This is a genomic window from Hallella colorans (assembly GCF_003096815.1).
In the GTDB taxonomy this organism is placed as follows: Bacteria; Bacteroidota; Bacteroidia; order Bacteroidales; family Bacteroidaceae; genus Prevotella; species Prevotella colorans.
Genome location: NZ_QENY01000016.1, coordinates 58,343 through 76,426, shown reverse-complemented (window position 1 = coordinate 76,426; position 18,084 = coordinate 58,343). Strand labels below are relative to the sequence as shown.

At 46.9% G+C, this 18,084-nt stretch carries 14 protein-coding genes and 1 tRNA gene; 3 read left to right on the top strand and 12 right to left on the bottom strand.

The features are described 5' to 3' along the window. Positions 1 to 330 precede the first annotated feature (330 nt). Together C7379_RS08815 and C7379_RS08810 are read left to right on the top strand one after the other, a co-directional pair. Positions 331 to 3,957 carry a hypothetical protein gene (locus C7379_RS08815; RefSeq protein WP_243406761.1) on the top strand — a complete coding sequence of 1,209 codons (3,627 nt, stop codon included), beginning with the start codon at positions 331 to 333 and terminating at the stop codon, positions 3,955 to 3,957. Positions 3,958 to 4,105: 148 nt separating this feature from the next. Further along, positions 4,106 to 4,291, top strand: a complete 186-nt coding sequence (locus C7379_RS08810) for a hypothetical protein (RefSeq protein WP_116616987.1) — start codon at positions 4,106 to 4,108, stop codon at positions 4,289 to 4,291. 107 nt (positions 4,292 to 4,398) lie between these two features. On the opposite strand, the gene C7379_RS08805 is transcribed toward C7379_RS08810, so the two are convergent. The 11 genes from C7379_RS08805 to pckA form a co-directional block, all read right to left on the bottom strand. Then, the gene (locus tag C7379_RS08805) at positions 4,399 to 5,946 is read right to left on the bottom strand and encodes a YifB family Mg chelatase-like AAA ATPase (protein ID WP_116616986.1); all 1,548 of its coding nucleotides are present in this window, start codon (positions 5,944 to 5,946) and stop codon (positions 4,399 to 4,401) included. Positions 5,947 to 5,983: 37 nt separating this feature from the next. Then, entirely contained in the window at positions 5,984 to 6,982 is a 999-nt protein-coding gene (locus tag C7379_RS08800; protein WP_116616985.1) for a DUF4369 domain-containing protein, read from the bottom strand. A 70-nt stretch (positions 6,983 to 7,052) separates the two neighbouring features. Then, positions 7,053 to 8,729 (bottom strand): tetratricopeptide repeat protein, encoded by a 1,677-nt coding sequence (locus tag C7379_RS08795; RefSeq protein WP_116616984.1) that lies wholly within the window; start codon positions 8,727 to 8,729, stop codon positions 7,053 to 7,055. 20 nt (positions 8,730 to 8,749) lie between these two features. Next, positions 8,750 to 8,835, bottom strand: a tRNA-Leu gene (locus C7379_RS08790). Positions 8,836 to 9,003: 168 nt separating this feature from the next. Beyond that, a complete protein-coding gene (locus tag C7379_RS08785) occupies positions 9,004 to 9,549 on the bottom strand; it encodes a hypothetical protein (protein ID WP_116616983.1) in 546 nt (181 codons plus the stop codon). Positions 9,550 to 9,565: 16 nt separating this feature from the next. Then, on the bottom strand, positions 9,566 to 9,976 hold the full coding sequence (locus C7379_RS08780; RefSeq protein ID WP_116616982.1) for an SRPBCC family protein: 411 nt from the start codon (positions 9,974 to 9,976) through the stop codon (positions 9,566 to 9,568). Positions 9,977 to 10,041: 65 nt separating this feature from the next. Next, positions 10,042 to 10,674 (bottom strand): orotate phosphoribosyltransferase, encoded by a 633-nt coding sequence (gene pyrE / locus C7379_RS08775; protein ID WP_116616981.1) that lies wholly within the window; start codon positions 10,672 to 10,674, stop codon positions 10,042 to 10,044. A gap of 119 nt (positions 10,675 to 10,793) precedes the next feature. Continuing rightward, positions 10,794 to 11,501, bottom strand: coding sequence for a ComF family protein (locus C7379_RS08770; protein WP_116616980.1), 708 nt, complete (start codon positions 11,499 to 11,501; stop codon positions 10,794 to 10,796). After that, complete coding sequence (locus C7379_RS08765; RefSeq protein WP_116616979.1) at positions 11,491 to 11,988, bottom strand: regulatory protein RecX; 498 nt, start codon at positions 11,986 to 11,988, stop codon at positions 11,491 to 11,493. Before C7379_RS08765 ends, C7379_RS08770 begins: the two co-directional genes overlap by 11 nt. Positions 11,989 to 12,058: 70 nt before the next feature. Beyond that, positions 12,059 to 12,949 (bottom strand): peptide chain release factor N(5)-glutamine methyltransferase, encoded by an 891-nt coding sequence (prmC, locus tag C7379_RS08760; RefSeq protein ID WP_116616978.1) that lies wholly within the window; start codon positions 12,947 to 12,949, stop codon positions 12,059 to 12,061. A 1,046-nt stretch (positions 12,950 to 13,995) separates the two neighbouring features. After that, positions 13,996 to 15,609: a phosphoenolpyruvate carboxykinase (ATP) gene (gene pckA / locus C7379_RS08755; protein ID WP_116616977.1), complete on the bottom strand. Its 1,614-nt coding sequence runs from the start codon at positions 15,607 to 15,609 to the stop codon at positions 13,996 to 13,998. A gap of 271 nt (positions 15,610 to 15,880) precedes the next feature. Here pckA and upp point away from each other — a divergent pair, with 271 nt between their 5' ends. Further along, on the top strand, positions 15,881 to 16,540 hold the full coding sequence (upp, locus tag C7379_RS08750) for a uracil phosphoribosyltransferase (RefSeq protein ID WP_116616976.1): 660 nt from the start codon (positions 15,881 to 15,883) through the stop codon (positions 16,538 to 16,540). Positions 16,541 to 17,015: 475 nt separating this feature from the next. On the opposite strand, the gene C7379_RS08745 is transcribed toward upp, so the two are convergent. Next, complete coding sequence (locus tag C7379_RS08745) at positions 17,016 to 18,071, bottom strand: 2-oxoacid:ferredoxin oxidoreductase subunit beta (protein WP_116616975.1); 1,056 nt, start codon at positions 18,069 to 18,071, stop codon at positions 17,016 to 17,018. Positions 18,072 to 18,084: the final 13 nt, after the last annotated feature.

Here is an 18,084-nt window from a genome sequence, read left to right as displayed (position 1 = left end):
GAAATCAAGTCCGTTTCATTTCAAAACACCACCTAATAGACTGTATTTCAATTAATTCAAAGAGTGATTAGTCCACCTTAACGGGACAGTAGTGATATTGATTATCAAATAATTACACCTACATTTTGCTTAAATAGTCCAAATAGCCAATATCAAATAGGGCATATATTCCAACTCATTGGAAATATAGTCCAAGCCCTTCATACAAAGAGAGCCTATCTTTGCAGCGAATGGTAAAACACGTAGCTATGCGCATGTCGCATCGGTGAGAAACCCGTGGGTACATTTACAAATGGTTTAAGGATTTTTTTAACTTTAACAACCACTAATATGAAACTACATTTTAACACGACAAGAAGTTTTGCTCCTTTGCTGTTAGCCATTGGGCTCTTAGCCTTTCTTGGCATCACAAAGTTGAGCGCACAGAATGTGACTATTAGTCCGACGACAGGAAAACTTATCGCCGGCTTTACCAAACAAAACGAGATTGGATTCCAGAGCGGAGCCAGCTCGCTATGGCGACACGAGCAACTGCCGCTGTCGCTGCTTCTCTCTGACGAGCCTGAACTAACAGTGGGCGGACAACTCAAAGTGCCTGCTGGAAACATCAGGTACGACGAGCAACAAAAACTATACATCATTGAAGGCGGTCGCCCCATCACCACGAGCACCCATCTCAACATCTCGCTACCCAAAGGCTATCGGTTCACGGGTTATCGCATGGTTTTCCTGAACAACTACAACAATAAGACCTACGCCAGTGTGGAGCATGCGGCGCAAAATAAGACCATATACGAGACCGATGGCACATTTAATACTGATGCCCCTAAGACCACTCCCCTCACCCTCGGCAGGTCAAACAGCACTCAAGAGTTTGTGATAGAGCGCACCAGTGCCAACGAAACTGACATGGGAAACAACCTCTATTTCATCATCAAACATGACAAAGGCGAGCTGTTTGGAGTGACACTAAAATCGTGCGAGCTTTTTTTTACGGCCGAAGGAGCGTTCACATCGTCTGTGAGCCCCATCTCGCCAGCAGATATTGTGAGCCAAGGCGTCAATGTGATAGGCGCGCCATTTGCTACCTCGAGGATTGATCTCGGACAGATTAAACCTCACACCAAGGATGGCAAGACCTATTACAGTTACAATTATATGGACGTAAAAGACCTCAACGCCGCCAACATGTTCTATCAGGAAGATGCCGTGACAGCCGACCACAAGTTGCCTGCCACACCCAGCAACGGGTCTATACAGGTGCTGCAAAACGAGGGCAAAATGTATTATGCCGTGGGCAACAACACCTATTATGTGGAGACGCCCACCGCCACCACACAGAATGGCAACACCATACCATTGGGCTATCGTATCACTAAGGCCAAAATAAACTATCATTATGGCGTGGCCGTCGAAGAGAGTTCCATCAATTATACTGGCAACTTGGATGGCTACTACATTACAAGTGTCTATAAGAACCGTACTTATTACCTACAAACCAATGGTAAATGGAGCAATAGCAACAAAGTGCTATGGAAAATAGACGAGACAGGTAAGATTTCGAGCGGAGGTAACTATCTCAAATTGCAATCGGCTGGCTTTTTTGGCAATGACTACAATGTCACTTCAACAACCAATGCAAACAATGCAAGCATCTTTGCCGTGACCAATGGGCAAGTGACCTATAAGGTAGGATCGGACAACACATCGTATGTATACTTGGCACTCACCTCCACTAACGGAAACGCTCAGATGGTTTCATCGTCAGACGATGCCGCCTCATGGGCACAAGCCACGGGCGAAAAGACGATCACGAACCCCTCATTCACGCCCTCTGCCTACACCCTCACTGTGTATGGCACCAATAAATCAGAACCCTACCAAACGGTACAGGTGACCGACGGAAAAGATGGTGCCATCGAACTGACCGACCTCAACAACGACGCCATTAAGTTCACGGTGAGCGGTTTGGCCGAGAACACACAAGCACTCATCACCGTAGAACTGACGCTCGAGGCTCTTAACCCCTTTATCAACACTATCGACATAGTGTGTCACTCCATGATAGAAAATGGCCCAGAGTTGATGCAGCAGTTCACCAGTAACGATTTTCAGGTATCTGGAGGTAAGTTTTTATTCTACGTTCCACAAGAATTTTTCGGAGGTGGAGCACAAAAATGCCGCTTCACGTTTGAAAATCTGTATAGCAAATATGGTGATGCCACCTATGGTTTGGACGATCCACACCACGCTCGATACTTCTTTGTGAAATCTGATTATTACAACACGTACAACGGTAAACAATACAACACCACTGGACACGAGCCTGCAGACACGAAGATAGCCACAAGCACATGCGGTGACAAAGCTTTCAAATACAGCAACATAGACGAATTAAACAACGACAACACGTCTGGCACAACCGCCCTGTTGGAAGAATATCCCTATTCTGAAACACGATATACAGAGCAGGGTGGAACCTTTACAGACAACATCGTGATAGACGTGAATGGAGAGAAAAAGTGCTATCTCTTTACGGCCGACGAGACACAATGGAACGTTGCCCCCACCACAGCACTCGAACACCGCAACTATGCCTACTATCTCATGGACTTGAGACTTGAGACCAAGGACTACAAGGCTAAATGCGAATTGAAGAAAATCTACGAAAACACATGCTATGACATTGACGGGACAGACACTAACAAAGCCATGTACGGCGGTGTATTTAAGGCCGTGGACAGCGAGACCAACGAGGAATTGCCAAACGAGAGCGCTTATCTAACTGTGAACATGATGCGCACAGCACTCACAGAGGCTCTGCACAAAGAAGGTGCCGATGTGACAGGAAAGCAGGTGCTCTATTTGGATTATACCAATCTGTACTCGGTATACATGCCCAAGAAAGACGCTATCAATGAGATGAAGGCACTGCTCAACCCCAACTGCCTGCTATATTTCCCCACTCGCACATCGTGCAACGAGGACAATTTCGTGCAGAAAACAAAGAGTGGCAGCTACCGAGCATGCAAAAACATCGTCATAACAGACAAGCAGCCGTTCTTCGCTCCGTACAAAATAACGGTGCCAGCAGAAAACTATGCCACCTATTCAAGGCAGATTACCAGACCGATTAACGGCAAAGTGACACTCGCCACGGTGATGTTGCCATTCGCATTGAACTTAGAAGATGGCGTGCACACCAACGCTACAGCAGACGCTTGCTCGTTCTCACTGAGCCAAATGGCACCAACCAACTGCTTGACACTTGATGAGAACGAGGTGAATACGCCCCACGACTACTACGCCAAGGCTCATTTCACACTGCTTACATCTGACAAGACGTTACCAAACGTGCCGTACATGGTGAATATCATCAACGCACCGACCAACGATGACGTATCGTTCATTGCTACACAGTATGGTGCCGACATCGCCGCCACCACCTCCATGAACACCGCCGACTACACCTTTGAGGGCGAGACAGCCACGGGTACGATAGCGAATACCAACTACACGTTTACCAACCGCGCCTCTTACTCCGGTAAAATGTTTAACGCCAGAGAGGCTAACGTGTTCTACTTCGCAAAAAACAATTATCTATATTGTCGCAATCTACGTCCAGGGCTTGACAATCTCTATGTCTATCCATTCCGTGGATACTATGAGTGCAACTCACAAACTTATGGCGCTAAGTTGAACAAATTTAGTATTTCGTTCGACGATGCGGGCGGATGGACCACTGGTATAACAAATATTGACACTCGTCCAGACTTGGCTATCTACGCCGGCGAGGGTACTATCACTGCTAAAGCCCAAGTGAAGACCGTGGTGAAAGTTTATGCTGTGAACGGCATGATCATAGCCACCATGAACGTTGAGCAAGGCGAGACTAAATCTATCAGCCTGCCTGCAGGTATCTATGTAGTAAACAACATAAAAATAATCGTAAGGTAAATAAGATGTATTTTGAGGGAATGGTCACACATGTGGGTCAATCGTATCTTCTACAAATGTAGTTTCCGCATGAACAAACCACGTGGCTCGCATGCCATACTGTTCCCTCTTTTTACATCAATCTATTATCTCATAAAAATAAGGCACAATGAAAAAGACATATATAGAACCCGAAATATGCTATTGGCAAACCGTACAGGAACAAGCAATCATGGGCGTAAGCAACCTTGATCACGCTGATAGCAAGCAACAACCCATTTTTGAAGATGACGATTGGGATGACGTTGCTGACGAGAGCGATGTGCAATGGGCAATGGATTGGGAAGACAAATAACCCCTAAGCACTTACCAATCAAAAAGGACTCTTGCCATATTGACATGGCAAGAGTCCTTTTTGATATAGCGTGTCTATGTCTTCGAAGCCCCGTGGACTAACCAAACTTAAAGCTCACGCTCCGCCCAGTTACCACGATCGAGATTGCGATAGCCGATGGCCTCAGCCAAATGCTCGGAGCTTACTTGGTCAGAGCCTGCAAGGTCGGCGATGGTGCGCGCCACCTTGAGGATACGGGTATAGGCGCGCGCGGAGAGCGACAGTCGCTCCATAGCCATGCGCAGCAACTCGAGGCTTTCAGCGTCTGGCTCGGCGTAGCGATGGATCATGCGCTCGGTCATCTGCGCATTGCAGTGTATATCCTTGCAGTCCTTAAAACGTTCGGTCTGTATGCCACGAGCGGCGATAACCCGTTCGCGAATTTTCACGCTCGGCTCGCCCGGCGCGGCTTTTGATATATCCTTGAAAGGCAAGGCTGATATCTCGCACTGTATGTCTATACGGTCAAGTAGTGGCCCACTGATCTTGTTGAGATATTTCTGTATTTGCCCTGGCGTGCACACGCAATGATGGGTCTGATCGCCGTAATATCCACAAGGGCATGGGTTCATGCTGGCCACAAACATAAAGCTGCATGGGAATGTAACGGTGTATTTGGCTCGGCTGATATTAATGGCTCGGTCTTCTAACGGTTGGCGCAGCACCTCCAAAGTGTGCTTGTTGAACTCTGGAAGCTCGTCGCAAAACAACACGCCATTATGCGCGAGACTAATCTCCCCGGGCATAGGATTGGTTCCTCCACCCACGAGAGCCACCTCTGAAATGGTGTGATGGGGAGCGCGAAACGGTCGTTGCGAGATAAGCGTGGACTGTCGAGACAGTTGGCCAGCGACGGAATGTATTTGCGTGGTCTCTAAACTCTCTGACAATGTGAGCGGTGGAAGAATGGAAGGCAAGCGTTTGGCCATCATCGACTTGCCACTGCCGGGCGGCCCTATCATTATGAGGTTGTGGCCACCGGCAGCCGCCACCTCAAGCGCTCGCTTCACGTTCTCTTGGCCTCGCACATCGGCAAAGTCAAGGTCAAAATTGTACTGACGCTCATAAAATTCCTTGCGCGTGTCAACGACAGTAGGCTCGCGCGTGATCTCCCCTCCGAGAAACTTGATGACATCGATCATCGTTTCCATGCCGTAAACCTCCAAATGGTTTACCACGGCAGCTTCACGCACGTTGGCTTGTGGCACGATGAGTCCTTTATAGTGCTCGGCTCGTGCCTTGATGGCTATGGGCAGCACACCTTTGGCGGGTTGCAAGGTGCCGTCAAGGCTCAGCTCACCCACCATCATGTAGCGGTCAAGATCGGGGGTGGTGATTTGGCCATGAGCCGCGAGAATGGCTATTGCCAAGGGCAGGTCAAAGCTGCTGCCCTCCTTACGCAAGTCGGCTGGTGCCAAATTGACTGTGATATCAGCTTTCGGAAAATGAAAACCATTGTGCAACAAGGCCGCCGCGATGCGGTCCCTGCCCTCTCTCACAGCCTCGTCTCCAAGACCAGTGAGATGGTACATCACACCCTTATTCAGGCTCACTTCTATCGTAACCGGCGTGACCTCAAGACCATTTACAGCCGCGCTGTATGTTTTAACAAGCATGATCGGACAGTTTTTTCATCGGTATCTATATGTAGCGTTATAAGTTCTGGTCTATTTTTTCCTCAAGCTCTTTGCTGGAAAGCGACCGGCCTATAATACGTCCATCCTTGACAAGTATATTATCGGGTACGCTCAACATGCCCAATTTCCGTATGATTTTACCATCAAACATCGCTCCGTCGCAAATATTGGGCCATGTGACACTATCGTTTTGCAACGCTTTCTTACAATCAACCTTGCTTGCCTCAATGGCTATTGATAAGACTTTAAGTCGGCCCTTGGCTTTCTTGCGTGACCTTTGGATGACGCGCAACTGGTCCATGCTGTCATAACTCCATGATGCCCACGTGCAAATCACGGCTACACCAACCGACAAATCTGATGAGGCCACAGGACGGCCGTTCATGTCAAATGACGTAAATATGGGGAGTTTAGAATTGACAGATGCGCTATTCATGTTTTTGATGTCCTTTGCCAACTGTGCCAACTTGGTATTTGTGGGTTGCTTGGCGAGCATCGTTTCTATCAATTTATAAGCTTTTCGATAGTCTGGCTGGGGGTTGGCAATGAAATATTTCTTAACGAGATAAGCGCCAATAGGCGATTCAGGATGGTCTTCTACAAACCGCTCTGCGTGTTTTTTTATTTCGGGTGGTGCCTCGTTAGATATTTGAGAGCGAAACTTGGTCATAGTCTCATTGGTCTTCGTGCCCTCTATCCTCAGCTCTTTTAGGTGCGACGCGTCTCCTTTTACGCTTGCGTCCTTGCCCGGTTCAGCAAATATGGGCTGCTCGGAGAAATTGGGAAACACAAGCATAACCGTGGTGGGACGCTCGCAATCCATCTCGTAGGTAAACCGCCCACCCTCCACTTTGATAGTGTCGATGCCGTTTATCAACCCCATGTCATCGTAAACGTAGAACTCACCTTGGTTGATATTGAGAATGTGCCCTTTTATTTTGAAGCGTTTTCCGTTTATGCCACAAGAACATAGCGATAGCGCAATGACAAAGAGTAGGAGTAAACGTTTATACATATTGATTGAATTTAAAAAGCCTTCTGCCTATCCGGCAAAAGGCTCTCAAGTCATAAATGGAGAAAAAGGATTATCTATAGTTGGAGAACTCAAGGTCCTTGGCCGCGTAGGTTGCCAATTCTGGATTTGCCGCAGTGGCCTTTTGGAGATAATCTTTGGCAGTGGCGGTGTTGCCTTGACGGTTAAGAGCCACAGCCATGAGATAATCGGTGAGCGAGTCTCGATGCTTAATGCCTTTGAGTGTAGCCACGGCAGCCGCATAATCTTTGTTGAGAATTTGGGCCAACGCAGCACTGTTCGAGCTGGCATCGCCAAAGTTTTTCACTGCGGTGGCGTAATTTCCCTTGGCTATATTCAAGTTTCCAATAACCTCGCCAAAACCGTTGGCGTCAATGGCTTTGGATAGATTGTTCTCGGCACTTTGCAGTTCTCCGTTCCTCAAATCGATTAGCGCGAGGTTGGCATAGGCTTCTGGAGCCTTGGGATTTTTTCTTAATGCTGTCTGAATGAAATCTTTTGCGCGCCTCATGTTGCCTTCGTTAAAAGCGAGAGCAGCCAAATTATTGAACGCACGGTAGTCTTTATCGTATATCTCCGCGGTTTTCTTGTAGATGGCTTCCTTGCCAGCAGCACTTGCCTCCAAGCTTGCGAAGTAGAGCAATTCATCAGGGCTCAGACGAGCCGGATCGATGGAATATTGTTCCTTTATTTGTTCGTCAGAGCGCCCTATGGTCTCATAGTTGATGATCAGTCGGCTGCGACGCAGCTCTGGCAATATGCCATTGGCCAACTCTCTGAAGCCCTCGCTCATGTTTCTGATTTGTTGCTCGCGCTGCTCTGGGTCTTTGTACATTTCAAGTACACGCAGTATTACATCCTTGTCTTGTATGTTGCTGGCCTGTACCAAGCGCTTAAAGCCGTCCCAATCTTGGGCTGTATAACGTGCGTCTATGCTTGAACCGACCAACTTGGCGTCTTTGAGCTGCCTCTTCACGTAGCTCTCCGAACTGCCTTTTCGTTTCTCCGCGAGCTTATCGTTAAAGCTGAAGCCACCCTCTGGAGAGGCGTAGGCACGCACCTCCACGTTTCTAAGGTTCAACCCCTCACGGTCTATATTGATTTGTCTGAGCATTTGTACAAACTCTTGCACGGAATTATTTTTAAGCTCACTCTTGCGCAAGTTGGCTTGGTTGACGAGGAATTTGATGTTGGCCTCGGTCTTCTTGGCTTTCACACGCTCAAACGAATCGGGGGCGATGCAGCCTCCGGCATTCATCAATGTCTGCCTATACAGCTCAGAGGTGGCCAACACTCCCGTTGCCACTTTGACCGCGGGCACTTGTACTTTCTTTTTGCCCAATCGAGCGTCAAACGTGAGATACATGTCGCTCTGTTGCATCTCGGGCAAATAATCGAAAGAGGTCTTCATGGTGTAACGCCCTCCAACCTTATAAGATATGGTTTGGTTGTTGCCCATTACGTTCTCACCTTGGAACACAGCACTTCTCCCTTTAGCCACCTGTCCGTTGCCATAGCGCAACTCAGGAGTGACCGTAACCACGGCCTTGCTCTTCATATATTTGGCTGGAAACACACCGTTGATGGTTGCTGGCACCTGTCCGCCCTGTGTTTCAAGCGGATTAGGAGTAACCGTGAAATTATCAGCCGACAACGGTCCCAACTTGGAACATGAGCTAATAGCAAGCAGTGTGATGACAGAAAGGGAACTAACAAAAAAGTTTCTCATAATAAAAAAAATTTAGGAAGTGCCGCGAACGGGACTCGAACCCGTACAGCCATTACTGGCCAAGGGATTTTAAGTCCCTCGTGTCTACCAATTCCACCATTGCGGCAACGGTCTAAGCCATCAAAAATAACGATCACCAATGTCCATTACTCTTTCCCGACGAAAGCGAGAGAAACAGCCTTTGGGGCTCTTGGCACCGTAAAATGTTGTGCAAAGATATTGTTAATTATTCAGAATGCCAAAGGTTTCACACTATTTAAGAAAAGATTTCGGCTCAGATATTCAGCACGCCATACGGTCCAGTAGTGGTAGCTCGGTAACGCGTCAGTTTTTTACCAGCGGATCCTGAACGTACTATCCCATCATTATTCAGGTCGTATTGGCGTTTGCAAGTGCCGCAAGTGGCTATACCAAACTCGTTGATAGCAAGCTTATAGCTCCGGCGTGGCAATGCGTTCAGGTCGAAACAGTTAGGACATTCGCAGTCATAAGCGTAAAAAATCGCGTCCGTAGACATGCCATATCCCACGATAATACCATTGTTTTGTCCCAAAACGTATCTACGTCGCTCGTCCACGGCCAAAATGTCGCAACGCGAACTTACCCCTTGATTACTTGCGAAAACAAACTGTTTGCCCACGATAGAAATGGTGACAAAAACTCCCGAGTGACGCGTCATGGCAGCAGCCAACGTGGGATCGTTGCGTATGCCGTTGTCAAAATAAAGCCTGCAATAGCTCCTGCTATATTGCTCCTCGGTAGGGCCACAAGCAACAAGCAAGCCAACAAGGCAGAACAGTATGCCCCAATATTTTTTCATGCAAACGCGTCCATGTCTATTCGTAACGTATCATCTGCATTACGTCGGCTATCTTCTCCAACGCTTCTTGCAACGGTTTCTTAACCATGCCCTTGATAAAAGGATTTAGTTCTATCTTGATGGTCAACTTTATTTTGCTCGTAGTTTCGGTAACGGGCAAAATTTGAATCCAAAAATTGAAAGGTAATGGGCTTTCTTTGGTTTCAAACTTGATGGTTTTAGGCTCTTCCCTATCAATTATCGCCAATTTCACAGCTCCCATCGGCGAGGATACTGAGATGCTATCGCTATCAAACGATAGGTCTTTCAGTTTGTCCTCTGGCAACTTATCCTTCACCTTATTAATATTGTTGAGATCGCTCAACATGCCATAAACAGACCGCTGGGGATAGTTTATCTGTCGAACTGTGCTTTCTAACTTTGTCATTTTGTTATTTTTTCTTCCTTTTCAACATACGCAAGCCTGTCAAGACAAGCATGCAAGTGTACGTATTATTTACGCCATTCTGCAGGCGCCTCACGCCATTCGCGCAACGTCTCCATATCGCCCTCCTTGACATATCCAGTCTCTCGAGCCACCTCCACGAGATGATCGTAGTCGGACAATGTGACAAGTTCCACGCCACTCTTTTGAAAAGCTTCAGCGGCTATGGGAAAACCATAGGTGAAGCTGGCCACCATGCCAACCACCTCAAAACCTGCTTGCCGCAAGGCCTCAACGGCTTTGAGCGAGCTTCCACCTGTGGATATCAAATCTTCTACCACCACCACCTTGGAGTTTGCAGGCAGCGTGCCTTCTATCAGGTTGCCCATACCATGATCTTTGGGTTTGGAACGCACATAGCAGAAGGGCAAATTCAGCACATCGGCCACCAATGCGCCTTGTGCTATGGCCCCAGTAGCCACGCCCGCCACAGCACTGGCATTGGCAAAACGCTCCTTGACGACATTGACCAAACCTTGCTTTACGAAGCTGCGCAAGTCTGGGTAAGACAATGTCTTACGGTTGTCGCAATATATGGGAGACTTCCAGCCTGATGCCCATGTAAACGGAGCGTCTGGCTGCAACTTGATGGCCTTGATGTCTAACAGGCGTTTGGCGAAATCTTTTTTGTAGTTGTTCATCTGTCAATGTTTATTTTGTATGGCCTTTTATGCCCCAACTTGTTTCTCAGACACAAAAGAACGATGTTTATGACGCAAAGTTAACGTAAAATAGCGAAAACACAAAGGAAACCCGCTATTTATATTCCGGGGGATACAAACGCTATCGACGCCACGCTGATTTTTACTCCCTCAACTTGTTCCATGCTATTGGCGCAAGCGGTTATGGTGGCTCCTGTCGTTACAATATCGTCTACTATGAGCACGTGACAATTACTTATTTTGTCGGCGTTGACCACCCTAAACGCATCCTTTACGCCCTGATTACGCTCCCAACGGTCTTTCTTGGTCTGGCTACCAACAAAGTTTTCCCGAGCCATCACACCCGGCACCACTGGTTTGTGACACACATCCGCCATGCCTTGAGCTATGAGCTCGCTTTGGTTGTAGCCTCGCTCTCGCTGCCGATCAGGACTCAAGGGTACCGGAACAATGATGTCTATATCATCGAAAAAACCAGAACCCTCCAACTCTTGTCCCATCAATCGTCCCAAAGCCCATCCTAAATCGGGTTGATGAAAATATTTCAGGCGGTAGATGGGATAAGAAACCTGCGACCCACCATCGTGGAAAAACATCGCCACAGCCTTTTGCAGATGCTCCACCCGCCCCCAAAAACATTTGGCCATTTCATTGTCTCGAGGACTGTCCACATAGTTGGTGCGAGGCAATCGCAAGTTACAGCACAGGCAAATGGTGTCTTCTTCCGCCGCTAACCGTCGGCCACAGACACAGCATGTGCGTGGGGCGACAAGGTCGAAAAAACGTTGCAGCAAACTAACTCTCATCCTCCAACACAGCCTCGTTGGTCATCTCATTGATACATTGGTGTATGATATCCATATCAAAACCACGCCCTAAGGCATATTTTATGAACTTCATGCTCCGCTCATAATCGGTATTGGCCTTGATAGTATGCCATTTAGCGTTGAGCAAAGAGCTCAATGCCTCTATGTAATCGGCATCAGGCACTGCGTCGAGTATAGGCGATGATACCTCCGATGGCACATGCTTTTGCCACAAAGCTTGCTCTATCTTTCGCCGTCCCCATCGGTTGTATTTCACTTTATCGTTCACAAAGGCCCGGCAAAAACGCTCATCATCCACAAATTTGAGTTCCACCAATCGGTCAATCACTGCTTGGCGGTCGTCCGCGCTTAGTCCCCAAATGCGCATTTTATCGTCAAGCTCGCCTGTGGAACACTCCCCACGCATACAGCGCTTGGCCAACTTCGCCTCGGCTTCTTGAACGGTTATCGAATGCGATGCTCTCATATTCTTCGGTCTTTCTATTTGTTGTATTCCACTTGATAGTATTGGTGGCACTCACGTCAAGCACAATAAATTAAGCTTTGGCGAATTGTGACTTACAAAATCTACGCTTGCCGTACTCGTCATTCACTATTTCCACATACACAAATCCCATGTATTGCAGCATCTCTCGCATCTGCTCAGCAAAGCGTGGGTTTATCTCAAAATAGAGCGTGCCATCCTTTTTCAGGGCGCTCGCGGCATATGTGGCGATGGCACGGTAGAACCGCAGCGGATCATCGTCGGGCACGAAGAGTGCCGTATGTGGCTCATGGTCGAGCACATGAGGGCTCATATCTTTACGCTCGCTATTGGATATATACGGAGGATTGGACACGATGACGTCCCATTTTTCCTCGTCATGAGGCGCGCAGAGTGCGTCTTGCAGTTGAAAATCTATATGTGCGCCGTACCGCTTGGCGTTAGCCCGCGCCACCAACAAGGCCTCCGCCGAAATGTCCCATGCCGTCACCTCCGGCCGAAACAGGCTCATGGCCAGCGTCACGGCTATGCAACCGCTGCCTGTGCCAATGTCAAGCACCCGCAGGGGCAATGGCGGTTGTAACGCACAGACAGGTCTATCATGGTCGGTCACCACCATACGGCATAACTGCGCAGTCTCGGGTCGCGGTATCAACACGCACGGTTCCACGATAAACCGCCGCCCACAAAACACGCTCTCACCTATGATGTATTGCACCGGCTCGCCTTGTAGCAGGCGCGTCATCATGGCGTCAAGTCGCCGCTTGTCATTGATGTTCATTTGCTCCAACGCCCCACCGCAAATATCGGCCATCGTCATGCCAAACATATCTTCGAGTAGAAGTCGTGTCACAGCTTTTGCCTCGCCCTCGCTATTACCATATACAGGCATCAGGGAGCGCCACAACGATTGGAAAGAAAAGTGAATGTTAGGTGGTGTCATGAATGTTGAAGGTTTTCATCAGGGCGCAAAGGCGCGCTTCGACACGCCAAAGCGGAATGATCAGTAAGTGGTAACAAAGTTACTGAATTATTTTGTACATAGTACGATTGGTATCGTATATTTTAACAACTCTGTCTCATGTGCCGTTGGAGCTATGTTTTTGGCGGGCGAAAGTATACACTCCACGAATTACCATTAGGTAGCGTTCACGTTTCTTATAGATACCAATCGACGTACCATTGGTTGCTAACGGTTAAGCCATTAAAGCCAAAACGAAGCACAAAGAAGCACTCATCGCATGACAAAGGCAGCGTTTCTATGCCACAAACGACATCTTTTACCTTGCGAGAACAGTGAAAAATAACTTTCAAACACTGATACCACATATTGAAACAAATGGCCAATGGCATGCACCAAAATTTTTAGAGGGACTGAGTCCAATGGCTATCAAAACGATCTTTTTTGACCCGACCATTGCTTATTAGGAAAGATAACTCTTTTAAACTAAACCAAATAATGCCACCCACCATTTCTATTTGATATGCGTGTGATTTATGGTTTAAAGCGATAGTATAGCCGATTTGCATGGGTTTAGAAAAACCATGCTGTACACTTACATAGTATACTTGCCATTAACGGGTTTTGCGACGTAAAGTACGAGATACTGATCCATATATAAACAAAAAAGACAATATGATCACTCACACTGTCTTTTTGCAAGAATAATGTTAATGGATATCAGCATTGCCAAAGCAATAATACTAAGAACAGTCATAAAAAATGACCTAAACTGATATTCCAGCTGATTCAAAATCTAATAACATAATCCTAATCTTTACCTTAAAAATCTATCAAACTACTAACCTAATGAAACTTTATGTGCATCTTCTCACGAAGACAATGCAAAGATAAACATTGTTTCCGTACACACAAAATATTTTTGCAAGTTTTAATGATTATGTCACTTTATTATAATTAGGCTAAATACAAAAAGCCCATTCACGATGGAACGGGCTTTTTATATTATGTATTACAAATTCGGCAGCTTAAAGCTGGGGACCAGCGGCTACAAGAGCCTTGCCTGCTTCGTTTGTGGTATACTTGTCAAAGTTCTTGATGAAACGTGCGGCGAGGTCCTTAGCTTTCTCTTCCCACTTAGAAGCATCAGCGTAAGTATCGCGTGGATCAAGTATCTCGGTAGCCACACCTTCAAGCTTTGTAGGTACTACGAAGTTGAAATAAGGTATGGTCTTGGTAGGAGCCTCATCTATAGAGTGGTTCAAAATAGCGTCAATGATACCACGTGTGTCGCGGATAGAGATACGCTTGCCAGTACCGTTCCAACCAGTGTTCACCAAGTAAGCCTTGGCACCGTTTCTCTTCATCTTCTTAACCAGCTCCTCTGCGTACTTTGTTGGGTGCAGCTCGAGGAATGCTTGGCCGAAGCAAGCGGAGAATGTAGGCGTAGGCTCTGTTATGCCACGCTCTGTTCCTGCGAGCTTGGCGGTGAAGCCAGAGAGGAAGTAATACTTAGTCTGCTCTGCACTCAAGATAGACACAGGAGGCAACACGCCAAACGCGTCAGCACTCAAGAAGATTACCTGCTTGGCGGCGGGACCAGCCGAGATAGGCTTTACGATATTCTTGATGTGATGGATTGGGTAAGAAACACGAGTGTTCTCGGTGCGGCTCTTGTCCGTGAAATCAATCTTGCCATTTTCGTCTACAATAACGTTCTCAAGGAGAGCGTTGCGCTTGATAGCATTGTAGATGTCAGGCTCAGACTCTTTGTCAAGGTTGATAACCTTGGCATAGCAACCTCCCTCGAAGTTGAACACGCCGTTGTCATCCCATCCATGCTCGTCGTCACCAATGAGAAGGCGTTTGGGGTCGGTCGAAAGGGTTGTCTTACCTGTACCAGAAAGACCGAAGAAGATGGCAGTGTTTTGACCGTTCATGTCTGTATTGGCAGAGCAGTGCATAGATGCGATGCCCTTCAATGGCAAATAGTAGTTCATCATAGAGAACATACCTTTCTTCATTTCGCCACCGTACCATGTGTTCAGGATAACTTGCTCTTTGGTTGTAACGTTGAATGCCACGCAGGTTTCAGAGTTCAAACCGAGTTCCTTGTAGTTTTCAACCTTGGCCTTGGAAGCGTTGTAAACAATGAAATCAGGCTCCTGATCCAACTCTTCTTGGTTGATAGGACGAATGAACATGTTAGTTACGAAATGAGCTTGCCAAGCCACTTCCACGATGAAACGAATCTTCATGCGAGTGTCTTTGTTGGCACCGCAGAAGCCATCAACAACAAACAGACGCTTGTTTGAAAGCTCTTTCTTGGCCAATTCGTTCACAACCTTCCAAGCGTCCTTGGTCATCTTGTGGTTGTCATTCTTGTATTCGTCGCTTGTCCACCATAGAGTGTCGTGAGAATTTTCATCATCTACGATGAACTTGTCTTTGGGAGAGCGGCCAGTATAGATACCAGTCTGTACACATACAGCGCCTAACTCTGTCTCCTGACCCTTTTCAAAGCCCTCGAGACCTTCCTTTGTTTCTTCTTCGAAGAGGGTCTCGTAAGTGGGGCAGTAAACTACCTCAGTAGTACCAGTGATACCGTACTTTTCAAGCACAGATTTATTAAACTTTGCCATTTCGTTAAATGTATTTAAGTTGTAAAAGTGATTATATCCTTATTATGTTATTTGCAAAGTTAGCAAAAAGTGGTCGTGTGAACAAGCTTTAATCGTGAATTTTTCGACAACTCAAACCTTTTTAGGTTAAAGATATTAAAAACAAATATGCCCGAAACATATTTGTCATTTAGGCTTTGCAAAATTAATCTGTTTTGCTAACTTTGCAATCGCAAACAAATTAAGGCTGAGACTTCAAGGCCTTATCCACCAAAGAAAATACCGCAACATTATGGAAATTATCAATCTGTCGGACAAGAACAGCATCATTGGGCAGTATATGGCTGAAATTCGAGATGTCGAATATCAGAAAAATCGTCTTTTATTTCGAAACAATATTATGCGCGTTGGTGAATTTGAGGCTTTTGAGGTGTCGAAAAAGTTGGATTACACGTCCAAGAAGATAGCCACGCCATTAGGCATCTCAACCGTTCTCGTGCCATCTGACAAGATTGTCTTGGGCACCATTTTTCGTGCCGGGTTACCCTTTCACCAAGGTTTTCTCAATGTGTTTGACCATGCTGGCAATGCGTTCGTGTCTGCTTATCGCGAGTATACCGATGCCGAGCATCGCAAAGTGGATATTCATGTGGAGTATTTAGCCACGCCCAGCATGGACGAGAAGACATTGGTCATTGTCGACCCGATGCTCGCTACGGGTGGCAGTATGGAGTTGGGGTACAAGGCTTTTCTCACTAAGGGAACGCCCAAGCGCATTCATGTGTGCTGCGTGATAGCTACCCCAGAGGGTATCGCGCACGTTAAACAAACGTTTCCCGACGATAAAACTACCATTTGGTGTGCCGCCATCGACCCCGGATTGAACGAGCACAAGTATATCGTGCCCGGTTTTGGCGATGCTGGCGACCTATGCTATGGCGACAAAATATAAGCGCACGGTACGCCATGTTGTAATAATAGCGCTGTCAACTTTCGATTGTCGCGCGTCCTGTCAATGTTCTTTTTAATGTCATTTAATTGGATGGCAGTATCGAAGTAGACCCTCAAGCCAAATGGCCCATGCTGAAGAGCATTGCCTTTAAAACGTTTTGGTGTGGAGGGGGGCTATGCGTTACAGGTGTTTTCGTTTGCGTTTTTCGAAGGGCCGCTGTCGAATTGTCCTTTTCTATTTGCGTTTTCGTTATATTGGCAATATCACCTGACTAACCGATATTGTCCAGCCTGCCTTAATAGTCCTTGTTGTGAGCATTTTAAGGAAGAGCTGTTTTCATACTATTTGAAACTTGGTATGTCAATCAAAGTGCCCTGCAACATATTGTTGTAGGGCACTAAATAAAAACTTATATTGGGTAGTTCTCAAATCTTTTAAAACTGAAAGAAAGGCTGTCAGACAGTCTACTATCAGTTTATTCTGTCACCTCCCAAATATCGTTGGTCTCCAAGAGTTCCTCAAAGCAGTGGTAAGATTTTTTCTGTTTGATCTCTTCTATCTGCATATTCACGGCTTCGTCATAACAAGGAGCCTCTACGTCGCGTATCACGCCAAGCGCCACGGGGAATCCATGCTCGTTATCCATCATGGCGAGCTTGAGTTGTAGCGTGTCGTCCTCGCAATGAGCGTCGTGCACCAATACGTCGTTCATGGTGTAACCGTTCTTACCTATTTCCACCACTTTTAGCGCAAATCCATCTTGTACCAATCCAAACTCGTTGTTAGGACCGAATACTAACGGTTTGCCATGCTCCACATAGATGGCATTATTCTTGCGAGCGGTAGAAGAGTAAACGGATTCATGGATGCCGTTGTTAAAGATGACGCAGTTTTGCAACACCTCGCATACAGCGGCGCCTTTGTGATGATGAGCGGCTTTGAGCATTTTGACGGTGTGCGAAATGTCAGAAGCGACGGTGCGCGCAAAGAATTTTCCACGTGCGCCAAAGCATAATTCCGCTGGTCTGAACGGTTCTTCAACAGTGCCATAAGGACTCGATTTAGACACGAAGCCAAATGGGCTGGTCGGCGAGTATTGTCCTTTTGTCAAGCCATAGATACGGTTGTTCAACAAAATCATGTTTAGATTCACGTTTCTGCGCATACAGTGTATGAAGTGGTTACCACCGATAGCCAGTGCATCTCCGTCTCCACTGACTTGCCAAACAGTCAGTTTTGGGTTCACTATTTTGGCTCCTGTGGCTATGGCTGCAGCCCTGCCGTGAATGGTTTGCATGGCGTAAGTGTTGACGTAGTAAGGCAGTCGGCTTGAGCATCCTATACCCGATATTACCGCTGTCTCGTATGGCGCCACTCCTATTTCTGCCATAGCCTTTTGCAGTGCGTTCAAAAAACCGTGGTCTCCACATCCCGGACACCAACGGGGTTGTCCTTTTTTATAATCGTTGGATGTATATTTTACTTCGGCCGCTTGTTCGTTTATAGCCTCAGTTTGAATGTTTTCTTCCATTGTGTCTTCAGAT